Genomic DNA, 16,872 nt, shown 5'->3' with positions numbered 1-16,872 from the left:
GCTCGTTGAAAATCGACTGCTATGTATATCTACCTACTCATTTATGTTGTCTTTATCATTGGATTGTCCCTCTACCTTTCCCGTTCTTCTAATCAGGAAGACTATCTAATAGGTGGACGTGATCGCGGCAGTTGGACCATTCTTTTCTCCAAATTCGCTGGAGCCATAGGGGTCAGCACACTCATTAGCTATACCGGCTATGCCTACAAATTTGGACCGGGCATGTTCGGACTACTGTTAGGAGCAGTGATCGGCTACCTCCTCTTTGCCCTCTGGGCCTCTCCTCGAATCCTTCGAATGTCGACCATTGGAAAATTTTATACGCAAGGGGATCTGCCAGCCCATACCACGGGTTCTGTCCAAACCGCCTGGCTAACCAATGGCATCACTACGGCAGTTCAGTTCTTCTGGATACTCCTTTCACTGGCCGGCGGAGCTAAAGTCATTTCCTACTTCCAATTATTCTCGTACGAAGTAGCCTTGCTGATTACCTCAGGAGTAGTCCTCGCCTATGTCCTGGCTTCCGGATACAAAGCCGTGGTACTCACTGATGTAGTTCAAGCCATCATCATACTATTCTTTTTAGGGCTACTGGTCTATGGAATCGTTCAGGGACAAGGGCACGAACTGATCAACACCACTACCAGCGAAAAAGTGAGCATCGGCAGCATCATCGGACTGATGCTCTATGGTGGGCTTTCTGTATTTGGACTGGCGGATCGCTACCAGCTGTGCTATGCTGCCAAAGACGAGCGCTCACTGAAACGTGGTATGGGTTTGGCCATAGTACCCGTTTTATTGATTGCCTTTCTGCTCTTACTACTTGGTCTGTATGTCTATCGGCAAGACAGCACTTTGGACCCAGATATGGTCTTTGTCTATGCGGCTCAGCATATCATGGAAGCCAGCTGGATCCCTCTTTTACTTGTTTTATTCTTCGCAGGGCTCATGAGCACCGCCGACAGTGCCATCTTTGCGGTGGCTTCTCATACCAGCATATCAATAGCTCCTGATCAGAAAGTGAAAGGTGTCAGAATCGCCACAGTGCTTACAGTGCTTCTGGCTTTTGTGGTGACTTATTTCTGGAGAAGTATTGTGGATATCACCATCGTCGGAGGAGCCCTCCGAATGACAATGGCTGTTGCCATGATCTATGTAATCAAGGGCAATAAAAACAAAGGGCGATTCATCGGAAGTGCCCTTGGTGGAGTGGCTGGCCTGGTCATCGGGCTTATTATCTTTGGGGCAAAGCCTACGCTGGCCATTCTAGTATTAGTGGGGTCGCTATTGGGTTTGTTTTACCGAACGAAAAAGGAGGTATCAATAGACAACTGATTTGGAAAGCTTTTGCCCCTTCCTCCTATTCCCAAATAAATATTGTAATTTCCGATCATGACACGATTGATCCGAACGATTCTGCAAATTCTTCCATGGTTGCTACTCTTGCTTATCCTATCGTGGATGGTAGTGGAAGAAAAATTCTTTAGTGATAACAGTGAGGCGGTTCAGGAAACACGTGTATCTACCCTGCTGAGTCAAGTGGAACAAATGGGTAAAATTGAACTGACCCGTTACAATTTCCAGGAAGTCACTGAGATTAAAAATGTGGTGGAAAGTATCGATCTGGGCCTCTTCAAATACAAACCTGTGCCCGATTCAAAGGCCGTATTGATCTCCCAGGGAGAAGCGGTTGGCTGCATCGACCTTACTCTGGTAACGGAAAAAGATATTGTATACAGGGAGGATACCATTTTCATTCGCCTACCAAAACCCGAGCTGTGCTACTTCAAACTAGATCTGAAAAACTCCCGTATCTACGACTTGCAGATCGACTACATGAATCGTGAAGACAGAAAAGCATTTATGGAGCGGCTTTACAAGGAGGCCGAAAGCAACATCAAAGATTCAGCCTTAAAAATGGGCATCCTCGTTCAGACTGAAGACAATGCCCACCGCATCCTCACTCCTCTATTTCAAAGTGTGGCCCAGCAGCCCATTGTATTCATCTTCGATCGACTGTCTGGTATCCAGATTTCTCCTGCCACCGACTGATTACCATGTGTTATACTCCATAAAAAAACTTTGAACTTTATATAACAAAAAAACCGCCTTCCTCTCGGAAAGCGGTTATATGCTGTTTTTGACTCCTAACCCATCGTGCAGGATCAGTAGTTTCTGTAATAAGTCCTACGACCATAAGATGCCGTTCTAGTTGGTCTATATTGTCTTCGGTGCGTCTCGTTGTATCGCTGTGGCCACTCAGTCTGTGTATCCAATACTACCTGGGTACTAGATTCGATGTGCATCCTGCGAAGTGGCAAAGGCAAACGAGCACTCACTCTCCATCCTCCTCGATCTACATAGATGTACACTTCTTTTTGCGTGTCATAGTATACATCATGTTCAGGATAGTAAATGTGTCTATGCTGGTTGACCTGTGCTCGGTGACCATGAGCAGGTGCCCACGATGGTGGCCCGCAGTACTTCACTTTTTTAGGTCGGTCACAATGGTGCTTACATTTATGATGATGCTTCTGTGCCATTGCAGGAGCGACTGCCAAAAGGGTGATCATCATACTCGCGATAAATAGTTTTGTCTTGTGTACCATCATAGCTCTAATAATTTGGTTCTAACCCGAATCTTCCAATCATTGTGCCAAAAATGAAAAGATTCACAAGCATTCATTCGGAAACAAACAAGCTAAAACAGACTAAGCCACTGATAATTAACACAATAAATCCCTTGATTTTTTTCATCACCCATTCTCTCTCTCTCCTATTCTTAGGTAAAAATTAAATGTCTCCACATGAAATAGATAGAACTAATGAGCCTACTTATACTATTCTATAGTAGAATTAGAAAGGAAAGAATAAGAAACAGGTACTGGTAATCAAAAACCAAACATGAAGTTCATACCATAATATAGAGGAGAGCTGTAACCACTTTCTTGATCAAACTCATCATAGAGTACATTGTACAGTACAAAGATACTGACCACCCCATTGCTGCCTATGCTTTGATTGTACGAACCACCTAAAAACAGTCCATCATAGGAGAACTTATCTCCAATACTGCTCTTCAAAAAATTGTATTCATAAAGCGCCATAGCATTGATGGGCCCATAGATTCGATATTGTGCAAATAACTGGGGAGAATATATATTATAATGGAAATCAGGGTTCTTAAACCCGTGATAATAATACCCCATACTAACACCTGTAATGAATCGCTCAGACCATCTATATCCACCGTTTACAGCAAATCCAAAAACAGTTTCGTTTTGATTAAAATACAATCCACTGATTCCTCCTCCCAGAAAGAAATTTTCAGTCCAATCCGTGTCTACATTTTTGGAATTTCTTTTTTTTCCCTCCCCTTCTATGGTATAGCCATGCTCAGACTGAGCAAAAGACAATAGGGACACTAAAACAAAGGACAAACACAGGCTTAACTTTTTCATATGGGATTATTCTTCTACCACGACGAATACCTCTTCGCCATCTTTTTTCATATAATATTTCTCACGGGCAAATTTTTCGAGGAGTTCCGCATCGTTGAGCAAGGCTTCTCGATCTGCCTCGGTGTCTTTGATCTTGTCTTGATAGTAAGCTTTTTGATCTTCTAATTCCTCCACCTTGTTTTTCAACTGGTACTGGGAGTAAAAATCATTAGAATCAAAAAACAGCATCCAGATCAAAAATACTACGGTAGCAATGAAGTAGAAGTTTTTGGTAAATTTGATTGACTGCCTCATAGGGATGTGTTTTACCTCTCAAAGGTAAAAAAAGCGAATGGGATTTCCACCACAGAAACTACAATAGTCCTGATGTCGGTAACCCCATGACAATATCTGATTCAACCCAATTTATTCTGCTTTCTAAAAATTCATGCCTGATTGAATAGAACCGAAAACAGGGCAAAAGCTCTAGATTAGTTCAATATTTTTGAAAGAAAAAATGATCCGATTAGAACAAGATCAACTCGAACCAATAGATAAACATCAATACAATCGCCAATGAAAGTTGCGTATCCAGATTGCGTGTAATGAAGTAAAGAAGTACGCCAAGAAACACGAGTTTCATCATAAAACTGAAAAAGCCTGCTAGCGAGTATCTATCATAGGCAGTGTGTTTCTTACCACTCTTTTGGGTATAGTGTAGATACACAGGAGTAGCAAAGATAGGAGTCGAACTGACTACTACTGGCTGCCCCACATCAAACTCCTTGATCAATCCCTGATCAAATTTCATTTCGAATTCAGCAAACTCCACATAATCATGATAGCCGCGGTTGCGATGATACTCAAACTCCTCATAAGGTGCTTCGTCCATAGGTAGATAACGATCCAGCTCTAACAGAATGTTAAATCCCAACATGACAAAAGTGGCATAATTGAAAAATCGCAAGAGATTTTTGATCAGTTCGTTTTGCCGACGAATGGCGTCTCTTTGCTTTTGTCTGGCATAGGCCTTGGCTTTTTCTCTCCACTGTCGGTAGGCTTCCACATCTGGATCATATCCATAGTCTGGTTCAGATTGATGAATGGTCTGAGGACGCGGCCCCACATCCATCAGGAATTTGTAAGCCTCAGTGATCTCAATAAACCTTTGCTGTGCATCCTCGCTCTTATTCAAGTCCGGGTGGTAGACTTTAGACAGTCTTCTATAAGCCTTCTTTACTTCAGCTTTACTGGCTCCTTCGTGAAGCTCTAGTACATCCAGATAATGATTGTGCACCGGGTTGGGAATTTTGATTGATCTAAACCGGGAAATTAAATATTCTATCTCACAATATCCGAATGAGCAGGATAGCTTATTTATTTTATATAAATTCAATCGCAATGGATATTAGAATATCAGAAGACAGAAACATCAACAAGGACTCCATCGTCGACTTGTATCGAGCCAATGGCTGGAGTGCAGCTGACAAACCGGATCTACTGTACAAAGCGCTGATGAATTCACATGCCTTGGTATCGGCCTGGGCTGATGATCGATTGGTTGGGATAGGCAATGCGATCTCAGATGGTTACCTGATGGTGTACTATCCCCACCTCCTGGTACATCCGGACTATCAGGGACAGGGTATTGGTCAGCAGATCATGGACAAAATGCAAGAGCACTATGCCGACTTTCACATGCAGATGCTTACGGCAGATGGCAAAGCCATCGACTTCTACAAGAAAGTAGGATTCGAACGTGCCGGCCAGACCGAACCTATGTGGATTTATCAGGGAGGTGAACACTAATGCTTCATTCTCTCGTATGAGGATTAGATCATTCATTTGAAGCATGGACACAGAAAAACTCTGGCAACAATACAAAAATTCTATCAATCAATTCATCTTGAGTAAAGTGAATGATCACGAAGATGCTGCTGATATTCTACAAGAGGTGGGATTAAAACTGGCCCTAGCTCGTGACAGAACCATCCACAATCCAAAGGCCTGGTTGTATCAAGTGACAAGAAACACGATAGCAGACTACTATCGCAAAATAAATCGAACAGTCGAAACATGGAGCTCCAACAGTTCTCCATCAGCCTGCGCTTGTGATTTGGTAGGGTTTGTGATCCAGCATTATTTACCTGATACATATGCACAAGCCCTCTACCTCAGCGATGTAGAGAATATACCTCAACAACAAGTGGCGGATCGCCTACAGCTAAGCCTAAGTGCTACCAAATCAAGGATTAAAAGGGCTCGAAAAAAACTCAGAGCCATGATCAGTGACTGTGTAGATATTAATTATAATTCAAGTGGTCAGATAGTAGAATATGAGCTAAAAACGGACTGTGAATTGCCCGTCGATCTACAAAAGGAAATGAAAAAACTGAACTTTTCTCTGTAATTGTGACTCCTTTCCTTAGGTCATTCGACTATAAAGGTAAAATGAAAAACAACTTTACAATTAAAGCAGCCATTCCTCTGGGGCTGATCGTCGCAGGTGCCATGGCATCACTTTCTATTGATCAGAATTGGAACTTAACTCTAGTCTCTTTTATCATATTTGTCAGTACAGCCGGCTACATATTCTTATTAGAACGCCTGATCCCTAAAAAGTTGGAATGGAAAAGCACACGATCCTCATTATCTATAGACCTCAAATATTTTGCCTCCACTGCCATTTTTGATAGCCTGGGTCGAGCACTGGCCTTAACATTGATACTCAATATTCAATCTTTCTTTGATCTCAACCAAACATGGAATCAACATCTACCTTTTTGGATCAACTTTGCATTGGCCAACCTGATCGGCGAGCTGCTCCCCTACTTTTACCATCGCGTCAGTCATGTTGGCAACAGCAGGTCTTTAATCAGCTTAGCTCTTTGGAAAATTCATTCCATTCACCACTTACCTACCGGTCTCAATTGGTTCAAAACCAATTGGATGCACCCTGTCAACATGCTACTCAATACTTTCCTCAAAATTGTCCCGCTGCTTTTATTAGGATTCCATGAGGATGTGATTTTTGGAGTAGGGGTGCTACATGTGGTCATCGCCTATCTCTCACACGCCAATATACTGACGAGAAGAAGCCTCTTAGATTACCTGATTGTCACTCCACATCTACACCACTTTCATCACAGTGTCATTTTAGATGAGGCCAAAAATTTTGGAAACATATTACCATTTTGGGATCTGGTCTTCGGTAGCTATTTCAACAGCGACACTTCGGTCAAAGAGGTGGGAGTGGTGAAAGAATCTAATTTCATCTACCCTTCAGAAGATGAATATTTAAAACAATTGCGTTTTCCGGCAACAATAGTCAAAGGATGCTGTAAAGATTAAAAAAAGTAACATCTTAGTAAAACCATACCAACAACTATCAAACCAATGAACCAAAACCATATCACTGATATCCCGGCTGTATATCCTAAGCTGGAAGCTAAATGCAAAGAAATTGGCTTCTCCATGCCTTCAGACCTATTTATCGGCACCTTGCTCAAATCTTTGATAGCCTCTAAACCTGCAGGCAACTTTCTCGAACTAGGGACAGGCATGAGTCTTTCACTTGCCTGGATGATTGATGGCATGGATAGTCAATCCCAGCTAATCAGCATCGACAATGACCCGCAATTGACCGAAATCGCTAAGGGCTTTTTCAGTACAGATGATCGCATATCACTGATCTGCGCAGACGGAACTCCATGGATAAAGGAATACAAGGGAGAGTCTTTTGATTTGATCTTTGCAGATGCATGGCCAGGCAAATACAGTGCGCTGGACGAAACACTCGCACTACTGAAAGTCGGCGGTCTATATGTCATCGATGACATGACTCCCCAACCCAATTGGCCTGAGGGACACGCCGAAAAAGCCACCGCACTGATTGACTACCTGCAATCCCGTGAAGACCTCACCATGACAAAAATGGAGTGGTCTACAGGAGTGATTATTTGTAGTAAAAAGTAATAAATTAACTTAAATAAAAAAGGGGGACTTCTCCCCCTTTTATACTACTTAAAAAAAAGCATGATTAATGCAATTTCATAATTCAAACATTAATCAAAATTTAAAAGAGGGTGTTGAATACACCCTCTCAACTATTGAAAAACTTTATTAAGCCTCTGGAACAAATACCCAGGTCCAGCCTGTAGCCCACTCTGCATCAGGAACAAAAAGAACCATTCTGTCAGCAGTCAATTCTACAATTTGGTATACACCAGCATTTCCTCCACCAGATCCAGGAATGGTTCCTAATAGATTGGTGCCTCCACCAATGGTCAGTTTAGTATAATCAGAATTAAAAGTAAACGTACCTCCAGTAACTGGGTCTCCAGCAGCATCTGCATAGTAGATAAAATTAGCGGCTCTATCTAGATCGAAAACCATTTTACCTGCTGCATCTGCAGGAGGACAACAATCACCTGCTGCATTCCACCAAATCCCCCATGGGTTTCCTGGATCTGACATGAACCACCACTGTCTGCCATCTGCAGCAGGCCCACCATCAAATACCCAAGTCTTACCTCCTAAATCTTGTCCTACCAAAGCATAATAAGCCTCTGGCAAAGGTTGATCTAGAACTTCAATGTTAACAGTAACTGATTTCTCAATATACTCTGTTTCCCCTGGATCACCATTGGGCATATATGCTGTAGCCACACTATATGTAAAGGTTTGCTCTCCTGGAATTGGATAGTTCACCTTTACTTCATCTGTATACGCTGTATTGATATTATAATCCCAAAAGCCAATGACCCCTGGTGTATTCATCTTCAGCGTCAACCCATTACCACCTGGAGTGGATTGTACCACTTCAAGTTCTATATTGTCAGGGTCAAAACTATTGCTTAGCGTATCTCTATCTTCGATCGGCTCGCACGCACTGACTAATACTGCAGCACCCAAAGCCATCAATTTAATATTTCTAAATAATTTCATCTTTCTTCGATTTTCTTTCACAATCAATTTTACCATCCAGGGTTTTGCTCATATAATCCATCTGAAAGTCTAATCTCAGATTCAGGAATAGAAACCAGACCTTTGGTTTCTGGACGGTAGGTAACACTGTATGTGGTTGCACTGCCTGAATTTCTTACATCTATTTCATTGTCAAAGTAATTCATGGACGCATTATTTACATCCCCCCAACGAACTAGATCAAACCAACGAAGTCCTTCGAATGCCAATTCATACATTCTTTCCTGTTTTAAGGCTTCTGGAGAATAAGCAATATCAGCTAAGCCTGCTCGATTCCTTACTTGGTTCATATAAGTAGCGTCTTCTGTAAGCTCCGAAAGCATCAGCAATACATCTGCAAATCTCATATAATAGAAATCCTGTGCATGACGTAGCTGCATGTCCGTATTAGGCCAAGAATAGATATGATTGAATAGTCCCTGCATACCAGAGCCACCATCATATTCCAGATGAATGTACTTTTTGTTGAAGAGACCTGTTTCGTGATCTCCTTTATCGCCCTGGTAACCATCAGTACCCTCTGCAGCTAACCCTACTTGCAGGACAGACCCTAACTTCCTTTCATCGGCATTATCCCATGAATTGAAGAAACTAGTATGAACAGGACCCCAGCCCCAGCCTTCTCCGAATGGAGTCAAACCTGAATTACCTCTTAGCGCAAAAAACAAACAAGCTCTGTTGGTAGTTCTTTGACCTTTGACCCAGCTCCAATCTGCAAATGAGTACCGAAGAGAAAACATTACCTCAGAATTACCAGTTCCAATAGTACTACCGAATCCATCTTGACCAGCCCATGATAAGTTTTCGGTATCAGCCCAAGGGTAAACCACAGAACCTGCTTGCTGATTCATATACGAATAAGGCCACAAATTTCTGAAATCACTTACCAAAGCATAACCACTATTCTGAACACAGTCGGTCAGTTCATCAATCACATCTTGCCTGGTAATAGTACCGCCATCTGGCAAGGTTAACGCATCAGTACTTTGCTCCTCAATATTGGTCATATACCCTGTGTAAAAAAGGTATACTCGAGCTAGATAAGCCTGTGCAATCCAATGATTGGCATGTCCATAATCTTCAGCAGGAATGGCAGCAGGGTCGATTTCGGGAAGTAACTCTATACCTTGCTGAAAATCAGAGGCAATTTGTCCAAAGGTCTCAGTGAACGAAGCACGAGGCACATCGATAGGTGTAGTAGAAGAAACCATAAGTGGCATACCTCCGAAAAATTTAGCTGCTCTGAAAAGTAGAAAACCTCTCATGAAATACATCTCCCCTAAAACCTGATTTTTGTAGCTTTCTTGCTCCGCAGCGCTAGAAAAATCTTCTGACAAATCAGCTTCTACAATCTTCTCTATCACATTATTTGCTCTGAAAATCCCATTATAGGTTTCTCTCCAAAGATCCCTATATGTATCATCATTAGGATCAGTAAAAGCATCTACATTTTTAGCTCCCTGATCATCAGGGCCTCCACCGCCCAGCATCAAATCACTAAGTAGCATCGAAGTAATGTGCTCCTCGCCGAAGACATTGCCTCCTTCGAGATATAAACTGTAGTATACACCACCTAGAGCAGCATCAAAATCTGCTTTGGTTTTGTAAAAAGTATCCGTATTCGAGCCAAACTTGTTAGATGTATCAAGAAATTCATCGTTACAACTCGTTAGGCCTATGACCAATGGTGTTATTAAGACCATTGTTGCTATTGTATAAAAATATTTTTTCATCATTTTCATCATCATGTCTTTTAGAAAGTGAGATTCACACCTACCATTACTGTTCGTGCCAATGGGTACAATCCTAGGTCAATACCTGAGGCCCATGGTGCATATCCAGGACTATTTGGATCATCATTTCCTGAAAAGGAAACTTCAGGATCCATACCTTCATATTTAGTAAAGGTGTGTAAGTTGTTTACTGTCACATATACTTGTGCAGCACTAAACCAGCCAGCATTTTGTGCCATGCTACCAAAATCATATCCAACCGTCAGGTTATTGATTCGTAGATAATCCGCATCATACATGTAAACATCAGAAATGTATTGCTGATTTCTGTGTGAAACACTGCTAAGTCGAGGGATTCGGTCTGAAGTGCCCTCACCGTGCCATCTACCGAAAACCTCGGTGGTATAGTTCTGATCAAAATTGTCCGCGAATGAACGATAAGATCTCATCACCTGGTGGCCAAATTTCCCTGCCAAAGTCATATTAGCATAAACGCCTTTCCATGACGCATTGAGCTGAATACCCAATTCGAAATCTGGAATTGGATTTCCTAGATTAACCTTATCATTTTCATCAATTACACCATCATTATTCTGATCTACAAATCTCAAATCGCCAGGAATTACACCATATTCTTCAGGGAAAGACATTGGGTTGCCTTCTGGCCCGACATAAGCGTCTACTTCAGCTTGATTCTGTAATATGCCATCCGTCTCAAATCCATAGAAGAATCCAATAGGCTCTCCCACTTCTACTCTAGATACATAAGAAGTACCCTGAGACAATACATCAGAAGGTCCGATGATGAATTTTTCAGCATTCGCTAATCGAGTCACTTCGTTCTTCAAAGTAGCTCCGCTAAGCGTAAGACCATATTTGAAGTCACCTAATTCATCTTTCCAGCTTAGTACCATTTCGATACCCGTATTTTCTACGTCCCCGCCATTGATCCATGGTGCAGCAGCACCAGTAGTTCCTAATACTGGAGCCCGAACCAACCAATCTTTAGTTATTTTTTTATACCAATCAAAATTGAGGGCCAAACGCGAATTCATAAAAGTTGCATCTAAACCTATATCAATTTGTTCTGAAGTTTCCCAACCCACATTTGGGTTCGGTGCATTTTCCGGTACATATGTGGTAGATGAAGCGAGTTTATTTGCTCCGAAATAATACCCCTGGGCTACAGGTATAATATTGGTTTGGAACCTAAAAGCCCCAATGTCCTGATTACCATTTTGTCCCCAACTCGCACGTAACTTACCGTCATCGATAAAGTTCAGATTAGAAAATATTGACTCTTGAGTGAAATTCCAAGCTGCGGAAACGGAGTGGAAGTTACCATATCGATTTCCTTCACTAAAATTGGATGAACCATCACGACGGAAGGTATAATCAACAATGTATTTTTCTTGGAAGTTATATGATAAACGCCCCATGTATGAAAATATACCACCGCCATTGGCAGCAACATCTCGACCCCAAACGCCTAAATCGGCTGTAGAAGCAGCAGGCGCTGTATTATCCAGATAAGCATAATCTGGATCGGAGTACAAAGGATTTCTCCTGTTGCCTCCTACATTAAAGTTCAATATGTCATATCTGATTTGCTCATTACCAACCAACACAGCGATATTATGAAGACCAAAATCCATCTCATAAGAGGCAGTAGTAGTCCATGTAGAATTTGCACCATGATACATATCTTGCTGAATAGATTCAGCAGATTCCAACCTTTGATATAAAGAAGCTAGGCCGTAAGCTGGTGAATAAGATCTACTATGACCAAACCATGAGTTAATACCATAAGAAGAACGGATTTTTAGTTTTTCAATTGGCTCCAATTCTGCATATACATTACCTACTATATTGTTACCCTTTCCATAATTAAAATTATGACGGTAAAACATAGTTGCAATTGGGTTAGTCTGACCAAGGCTAATTCCCTCTAGAGTTGGAGCAAAACCATACTCATTATGAGGACCTTGCCAGTAAGCCGGCATCAGCGGATTGGTTACAATCGCATCGTGCAGGTCATTCCAGTAGATATTTCCTGTACCAGTACTTCTATTTTCCGTATTGGTATAAGTCAGGTTCTCTCCTACTTTCAGAATTTTTCTTCCTCCAAACTCAAGCAGTTTAAATTCAGTATTTAATCTGGCATTCAACCTTTTGTATCCAGCATCGATGATTTCACCGCCGATAATCCCTGTTTGATCAAAATAAGAAAACCCTGCTGAATAAGACATATCTTCAGATGCCCCAGTTACATTAATGGAATGGCTTTGAATAGGCGCATCCTCTTGAGAGATTTCATCTACCCAATCAGTTCCTTCCCAACCATTCTGAAGTCTATTCCAAACATATTCTCCATATTCAACCCCTTGCCCAGGGTAAGTTTCTTCTAACCAACCGTTGTACTGGGTACTACCATCATTAGGGTCAATTGAAGTATTTTTTATTACAGCTTCCCAATCAGTAGGCTCCTTTCCATCATTTGTTCTTCCTTCATCAATTATGAACATGTACTCCTGTGCATTCAGCGCTGGAGGCTTGCGATACATATTTTGGACACCATAATATCCATTATAAGTAATCTGAGCTTTCGCACCTTTTTTACCTTTTCTCGTTGTTACGAGAACCACACCATTTGCACCACGAGAACCATATATAGCTGCTGAAGCTGCATCCTTCAATACATCAATGGACTCAATATCTGCTGGTGCCAAATAGTCGATATTATTTCCTACAGGCACACCATCTACTACATATAGAGGATTAGAGTTGGCAATAGTTCCTACCCCACGAATTCTTACCTTAGTACCGGCACCAGGTTGACCACTTGTTCTGGAAATACTTACCCCAGGAGTTATACCTTGCAAGGCCTCCATGGGTTGTCCAGTATTCAAAGCACGAAGAGTTTCGCCATCCTGACGAATATTAGCCCCTGTTACTAAGGCTTTTTTCTTTGTGCCATACCCTACTACTACTACTTCTTCTAGAGCAGTTACATCATCCTCCATCACTACATCAATCACAGATCGCCCTCCTACGGCAACCTCCTGCGCTTTCATCCCTATAAAAGAGAAAACCAAAACTTGATCGTCTGAAGAAACTGAAATTGAAAAGTTACCATCGATATCGGTAACTGTACCGGTAGTCGTACCCTTCAGCAATACGCTGACTCCCGGTAGCGACTCACCCACTGTTGAGGTCACCTGACCTTTCACAACTGTGTCCTGAGCTTTTAAGTTGAAGCTCCATAGCATTAGTAATGCTAAGGACAGTGCCATCAGACCCATAGGCCTAATGTCCATTAGTCTACATTTAATCATACTTAAATATTTAGTTTAGTAATATTTCATGCTGAGAGTTTGTCTCTCTCTGCGGTTATACATCATATAACCTGTCACAATTATGATAAACATGCAGACACTCTCTAAATAAGGGGTATACACAATACTACATCATTGCATTTCACCAAATACATCAAAAACTCATCAAACGACGAGAATTATTAGGTTTTACGGTCATTAAAGGACATATTTAGCAAGGGTTAATTAAAATTAATTTTCCAACTATGACGAGAAAGACTACATCAATTGTATTAGGACTTATATTTTTACTATCCCTTTTTGATACATTTACCATCACCGCACGCAACTATAAAGGAATACCTTTTATTAGAACATTTTTACCTCGTGAGTATAATGCGGGTATGCAAAATCACACTCTTACCCAAGATCAAAGAGGCATCATATACATCGGAAATAATTATGGCCTTTTAGAGTATGATGGATCCTCTTGGAGACTCTATCCAGTAATAAATGGCACAAAAGTGAGGGCCGTTTCTCAACACCCTAATGGCAGAATTTATATCGGTGCGCAAGGCCAGTTTGGCTATTACTTTCCTGATAAAAAAGGTGAATTAACTTATCACTCTTTATCTGACATGCTACCAGAGTCACAAGGAAACATTGCTGAGGTCTGGAATTGTTTTGTTAGAGGAGATGATGTTTACTTCCTTACAGAGAGAGAAATATTCCTATATAATGGTACGGATGTGAAAAGAATTGCTAGCGACCTTGCTATCAAATCAAGTTTCATGGTACGAAACCAACTTTATGTACAATTAGAAGAACAAGGACTCATCTTTGTTGAAAGAAACCACATTATACCAGTTTTTGGGAGTCAAAAATTAAATGACAAATTAATCATTGGACTGATTCCATACTCTAATGATCGCCTCATTGCCTTCACACAATCAAACGGAGTTTACATCTATAACAACAATCAATTTAAAGAATGGGAAGTATCTGCCAATTCATATTTAAAGAATCTAACCTTGAGAACCTCGACCCTGTTGAGCAATCATCAAATTGTACTGGGAACTAGCAATAACGGAATTGTATTCATCGATACTGATGGTCAAATAACTGACGAACTGAATAAAGACAGAGGATTTAATAACAAGGAGGTTTTTAGAATCATTGAAGATAGATATGGCAACCTATGGGTGGGACAAAATAACGGATTAGCAAAAATTGAATATTCATCCCCCTTTACCTATATCAATGAACAGTACGGTGTAGAGGGTGCTGGGTACTGTAGTTATGCAGATCAAAGCGGTTTATTTTTAGGGACAAACAGCGGACTGTTTTTTCTTTCTAAGGAGGGAGGGAATGGAAGAAAAATGAAAAAACTGGAAGAGGGACAAGTATATTCTATCCAAAGTTTAGAAGACAAAATACTTCTAGGACATACACAAGGAGCGACATTGCTTGACCCCAAACATAGCATGAAGCCCCAAATAATGTCCAATGTACTTGGGGCATGGGATTTTATCATTCCGAGAAATCATCCAGAATTACTTTTAGAGGGTAGCTACCTTGGGCTCCAGGTCTACAAAAAAAACGGGGACAGCTGGGAGGGCAGCGGTCTACTCGAAGGTCTTAGAGAATCGACCAGAGTTTTTAAAGAGGATATGGACGGATCAATTTGGATGTCTCATGGATACAAAGGAGTGTTCAGAATATATCCATCCAAGCATTATGATCAAGTAGACTCTGTTAAATTTTATGGTACAGACGAAGGTTTTAGCACAACTCATCTGATCAATCTTTTTTCAATTAATAACGAATACCTGTTTTGTTCTGAACAAGGCATTTATCAGTATGATAAAAAAAATGATCAATTCGAACTAAGTACATATTTCACTGAAATATTTGGAGATAGTATTCATATAAGAGAAATGGCTCAGGCTCCTAACGGAGATATTTATTTCATCAGTGGAGACTCAACCGGAATGATAAGAAAAGGGAAATTCGAAAGCCATAGTACGTATACGAAGATTTTTAACAAAATCCACGGAAGACTGAATGATGATCTTGAAAACATCAGTATCCTTGATTACGACAATATCATGTTCGGGGCTCATGAGGGATTTATACATTACAACCCAAGTAAGGCGTCTAATCTTTTAAAACCAATCAATGTCATGATCCGAAGGGTCATTTCGACTAACAATAAAAGAACTGTTTTTTCAGGGAATTTTGTAAAAAATGGAGAAATCATTCAAAAACAACCTTCTTCTAGCATTCCTGTTTTCCCTTATGAAGAGAACTCCTTACTCTTCCAGTTCAGTTCTACCTTTTCAGATGATGATCAAAAAACACAATTCAGTTATTATTTAAAAGGTAACGATTCAGATTGGTCTCTATGGTCACAAAATACAGAAAAGGAATACACCAACCTAAGAGAAGGCTCTTATGAGCTACAAGTCAAAGCCAAAAACATCTATAATATAGAAAGCCCCATTGCTAGCTATAAATTTTCGGTCACTGCCCCATGGTACAGGACCAACCTGGCCTTCAGTTTATATTTTCTGGGCATGATAGGCACGGTACTCGCTATCGTCTTTAGACAAAGTGTGAGACACAAAAAAGAAAAGAAAGTACTCACGCTTAACCAAAAGCGAGAACTGATCAAAAAAGACAATGAGCTTGAAGAACAGACTCAAAAATCTAAGGCTGAAATCATGAAACTGAAAAATGAGAAGCTTGAATTTGAAATAAACACAAAAAACAAGGAGCTGGCTAGTTCAACCATGAACCTGATAGATAAGAATCAGCTGTTATCTGGACTTAAAAATGACATCCAACAAATCCTAAGTCAGGATAAAAAGAGCGGAAACACCAAAGCTCTGAAAGACATGATGAAAAAGATAGACAAGAGCATCACGCACGATGAGGAATGGGAACATTTCCAGCAATATTTTGATCAGGTCCATGGGGATTTCACCCAAAGATTAAGAAACAAATACAAAAACCTAACTCCACAAGAGGTCAAACTCTCAAACTATCTTAGAATGAATCTCTCTACAAAGGAGATTGCTCAACTAATGAACATTACAAATCGTGGAGTTGAAATTGCACGCTATCGACTAAGAAAAAAACTGGATCTTCAGAGAGAAATAAACTTAACAGAATTCATTGGGCGTTTCTAACTTATAGAACTTCATTGATGTATTAGACAATTCTTGAATTAATGATACAGCAGACGTGACAAAACAGCTATAAAAGAACATAAAGGCACTTTTAAAGGCAATATGTAGTGTTTTTGATGTGCCCCTGTAAAGTACTTTGATGTATTAATGATGTGGCTCTTTATTAAGAGTTCAGACAATTCATCATCACTATTGTATTCTAATTGGA

14 protein-coding genes are annotated in these 16,872 nt (G+C 40.7%); 7 read left to right on the top strand and 7 right to left on the bottom strand.

The genetic code is table 11. From position 1 onward, the window contains the following. The first annotated feature begins 21 nt into the window (after positions 1–21). Both N7U62_RS21235 and N7U62_RS21230 read left to right on the top strand, forming a co-directional pair. On the top strand, positions 22–1,335 hold the full coding sequence (locus N7U62_RS21235) for a sodium:solute symporter family protein (RefSeq protein WP_264140125.1): 1,314 nt from the start codon (positions 22–24) through the stop codon (positions 1,333–1,335). Between the two features lie 57 nt (positions 1,336–1,392). Beyond that, positions 1,393–2,052 (top strand): DUF4230 domain-containing protein, encoded by a 660-nt coding sequence (locus N7U62_RS21230; protein WP_264140124.1) that lies wholly within the window; start codon positions 1,393–1,395, stop codon positions 2,050–2,052. Between the two features lie 113 nt (positions 2,053–2,165). On the opposite strand, the gene N7U62_RS21225 is transcribed toward N7U62_RS21230, so the two are convergent. The 4 genes from N7U62_RS21225 to N7U62_RS21210 form a co-directional block, all read right to left on the bottom strand. Further along, positions 2,166–2,612 carry a hypothetical protein gene (locus tag N7U62_RS21225; RefSeq protein ID WP_264140123.1) on the bottom strand — a complete coding sequence of 149 codons (447 nt, stop codon included), beginning with the start codon at positions 2,610–2,612 and terminating at the stop codon, positions 2,166–2,168. Positions 2,613–2,891: 279 nt separating this feature from the next. Continuing rightward, complete coding sequence (locus N7U62_RS21220) at positions 2,892–3,461, bottom strand: hypothetical protein (RefSeq protein ID WP_264140122.1); 570 nt, start codon at positions 3,459–3,461, stop codon at positions 2,892–2,894. Between the two features lie 6 nt (positions 3,462–3,467). After that, entirely contained in the window at positions 3,468–3,755 is a 288-nt protein-coding gene (locus N7U62_RS21215) for an FtsB family cell division protein (protein WP_264140121.1), read from the bottom strand. A gap of 211 nt (positions 3,756–3,966) precedes the next feature. Continuing rightward, positions 3,967–4,737, bottom strand: coding sequence for a DnaJ domain-containing protein (locus N7U62_RS21210; protein ID WP_264140120.1), 771 nt, complete (start codon positions 4,735–4,737; stop codon positions 3,967–3,969). A gap of 104 nt (positions 4,738–4,841) precedes the next feature. Between N7U62_RS21210 and N7U62_RS21205 the strand changes: the two genes are divergently transcribed. The 4 genes from N7U62_RS21205 to N7U62_RS21190 are packed head-to-tail and all read left to right on the top strand — an operon-like array spanning position 4,842 to position 7,415. Beyond that, positions 4,842–5,249 (top strand): GNAT family N-acetyltransferase, encoded by a 408-nt coding sequence (locus N7U62_RS21205; protein ID WP_264140119.1) that lies wholly within the window; start codon positions 4,842–4,844, stop codon positions 5,247–5,249. Between the two features lie 43 nt (positions 5,250–5,292). After that, positions 5,293–5,850 carry a sigma factor gene (locus N7U62_RS21200; RefSeq protein ID WP_264140118.1) on the top strand — a complete coding sequence of 186 codons (558 nt, stop codon included), beginning with the start codon at positions 5,293–5,295 and terminating at the stop codon, positions 5,848–5,850. Between the two features lie 41 nt (positions 5,851–5,891). After that, on the top strand, positions 5,892–6,791 hold the full coding sequence (locus tag N7U62_RS21195) for a sterol desaturase family protein (RefSeq protein WP_264140117.1): 900 nt from the start codon (positions 5,892–5,894) through the stop codon (positions 6,789–6,791). Between the two features lie 45 nt (positions 6,792–6,836). Continuing rightward, a complete protein-coding gene (locus N7U62_RS21190; protein ID WP_264140116.1) occupies positions 6,837–7,415 on the top strand; it encodes an O-methyltransferase in 579 nt (192 codons plus the stop codon). Between the two features lie 147 nt (positions 7,416–7,562). Here N7U62_RS21190 and N7U62_RS21185 read toward each other — a convergent pair whose 3' ends face one another. The 3 genes from N7U62_RS21185 to N7U62_RS21175 are packed head-to-tail and all read right to left on the bottom strand — an operon-like array spanning position 7,563 to position 13,494. Next, the gene (locus tag N7U62_RS21185) at positions 7,563–8,387 is read right to left on the bottom strand and encodes a hypothetical protein (RefSeq protein WP_264140115.1); all 825 of its coding nucleotides are present in this window, start codon (positions 8,385–8,387) and stop codon (positions 7,563–7,565) included. Between the two features lie 29 nt (positions 8,388–8,416). Beyond that, complete coding sequence (locus N7U62_RS21180) at positions 8,417–10,129, bottom strand: RagB/SusD family nutrient uptake outer membrane protein (RefSeq protein ID WP_264140114.1); 1,713 nt, start codon at positions 10,127–10,129, stop codon at positions 8,417–8,419. 50 nt (positions 10,130–10,179) lie between these two features. Further along, positions 10,180–13,494: a SusC/RagA family TonB-linked outer membrane protein gene (locus N7U62_RS21175; RefSeq protein ID WP_264140113.1), complete on the bottom strand. Its 3,315-nt coding sequence runs from the start codon at positions 13,492–13,494 to the stop codon at positions 10,180–10,182. A gap of 245 nt (positions 13,495–13,739) precedes the next feature. On the opposite strand from N7U62_RS21175, the gene N7U62_RS21170 reads away from it, so the two are divergent. Further along, positions 13,740–16,664 carry a triple tyrosine motif-containing protein gene (locus tag N7U62_RS21170; protein ID WP_264140112.1) on the top strand — a complete coding sequence of 975 codons (2,925 nt, stop codon included), beginning with the start codon at positions 13,740–13,742 and terminating at the stop codon, positions 16,662–16,664. The last annotated feature ends 208 nt before the right edge of the window (positions 16,665–16,872 follow it).

Source organism: Reichenbachiella ulvae, from assembly GCF_025833875.1.
Taxonomy (GTDB): domain Bacteria; phylum Bacteroidota; class Bacteroidia; order Cytophagales; family Cyclobacteriaceae; genus Reichenbachiella; species Reichenbachiella ulvae.
The sequence above is the reverse complement of the archived record's forward strand: the minus strand, read 5'-3'. Positions and strand labels throughout refer to the sequence as shown.

Bases quoted from the DNA above. Each gene is read 5' to 3' on its own strand.
- N7U62_RS21235 (WP_264140125.1), top strand. From the start codon at position 22: ATGTATATCTACCTACTCATTTATGTTGTCTTTATCATTGGATTGTCC.
- N7U62_RS21230 (WP_264140124.1), top strand. From the start codon at position 1,393: ATGACACGATTGATCCGAACGATTCTGCAAATTCTTCCATGGTTGCTA.
- N7U62_RS21225 (WP_264140123.1), bottom strand. From the start codon at position 2,612: ATGATGGTACACAAGACAAAACTATTTATCGCGAGTATGATGATCACC.
- N7U62_RS21220 (WP_264140122.1), bottom strand. From the start codon at position 3,461: ATGAAAAAGTTAAGCCTGTGTTTGTCCTTTGTTTTAGTGTCCCTATTG.
- N7U62_RS21215 (WP_264140121.1), bottom strand. From the start codon at position 3,755: ATGAGGCAGTCAATCAAATTTACCAAAAACTTCTACTTCATTGCTACC.
- N7U62_RS21205 (WP_264140119.1), top strand. From the start codon at position 4,842: ATGGATATTAGAATATCAGAAGACAGAAACATCAACAAGGACTCCATC.
- N7U62_RS21200 (WP_264140118.1), top strand. From the start codon at position 5,293: ATGGACACAGAAAAACTCTGGCAACAATACAAAAATTCTATCAATCAA.
- N7U62_RS21195 (WP_264140117.1), top strand. From the start codon at position 5,892: ATGAAAAACAACTTTACAATTAAAGCAGCCATTCCTCTGGGGCTGATC.
- N7U62_RS21190 (WP_264140116.1), top strand. From the start codon at position 6,837: ATGAACCAAAACCATATCACTGATATCCCGGCTGTATATCCTAAGCTG.
- N7U62_RS21185 (WP_264140115.1), bottom strand. From the start codon at position 8,387: ATGAAATTATTTAGAAATATTAAATTGATGGCTTTGGGTGCTGCAGTA.
- N7U62_RS21180 (WP_264140114.1), bottom strand. From the start codon at position 10,129: ATGGTCTTAATAACACCATTGGTCATAGGCCTAACGAGTTGTAACGAT.
- N7U62_RS21175 (WP_264140113.1), bottom strand. From the start codon at position 13,494: ATGATTAAATGTAGACTAATGGACATTAGGCCTATGGGTCTGATGGCA.
- N7U62_RS21170 (WP_264140112.1), top strand. From the start codon at position 13,740: ATGACGAGAAAGACTACATCAATTGTATTAGGACTTATATTTTTACTA.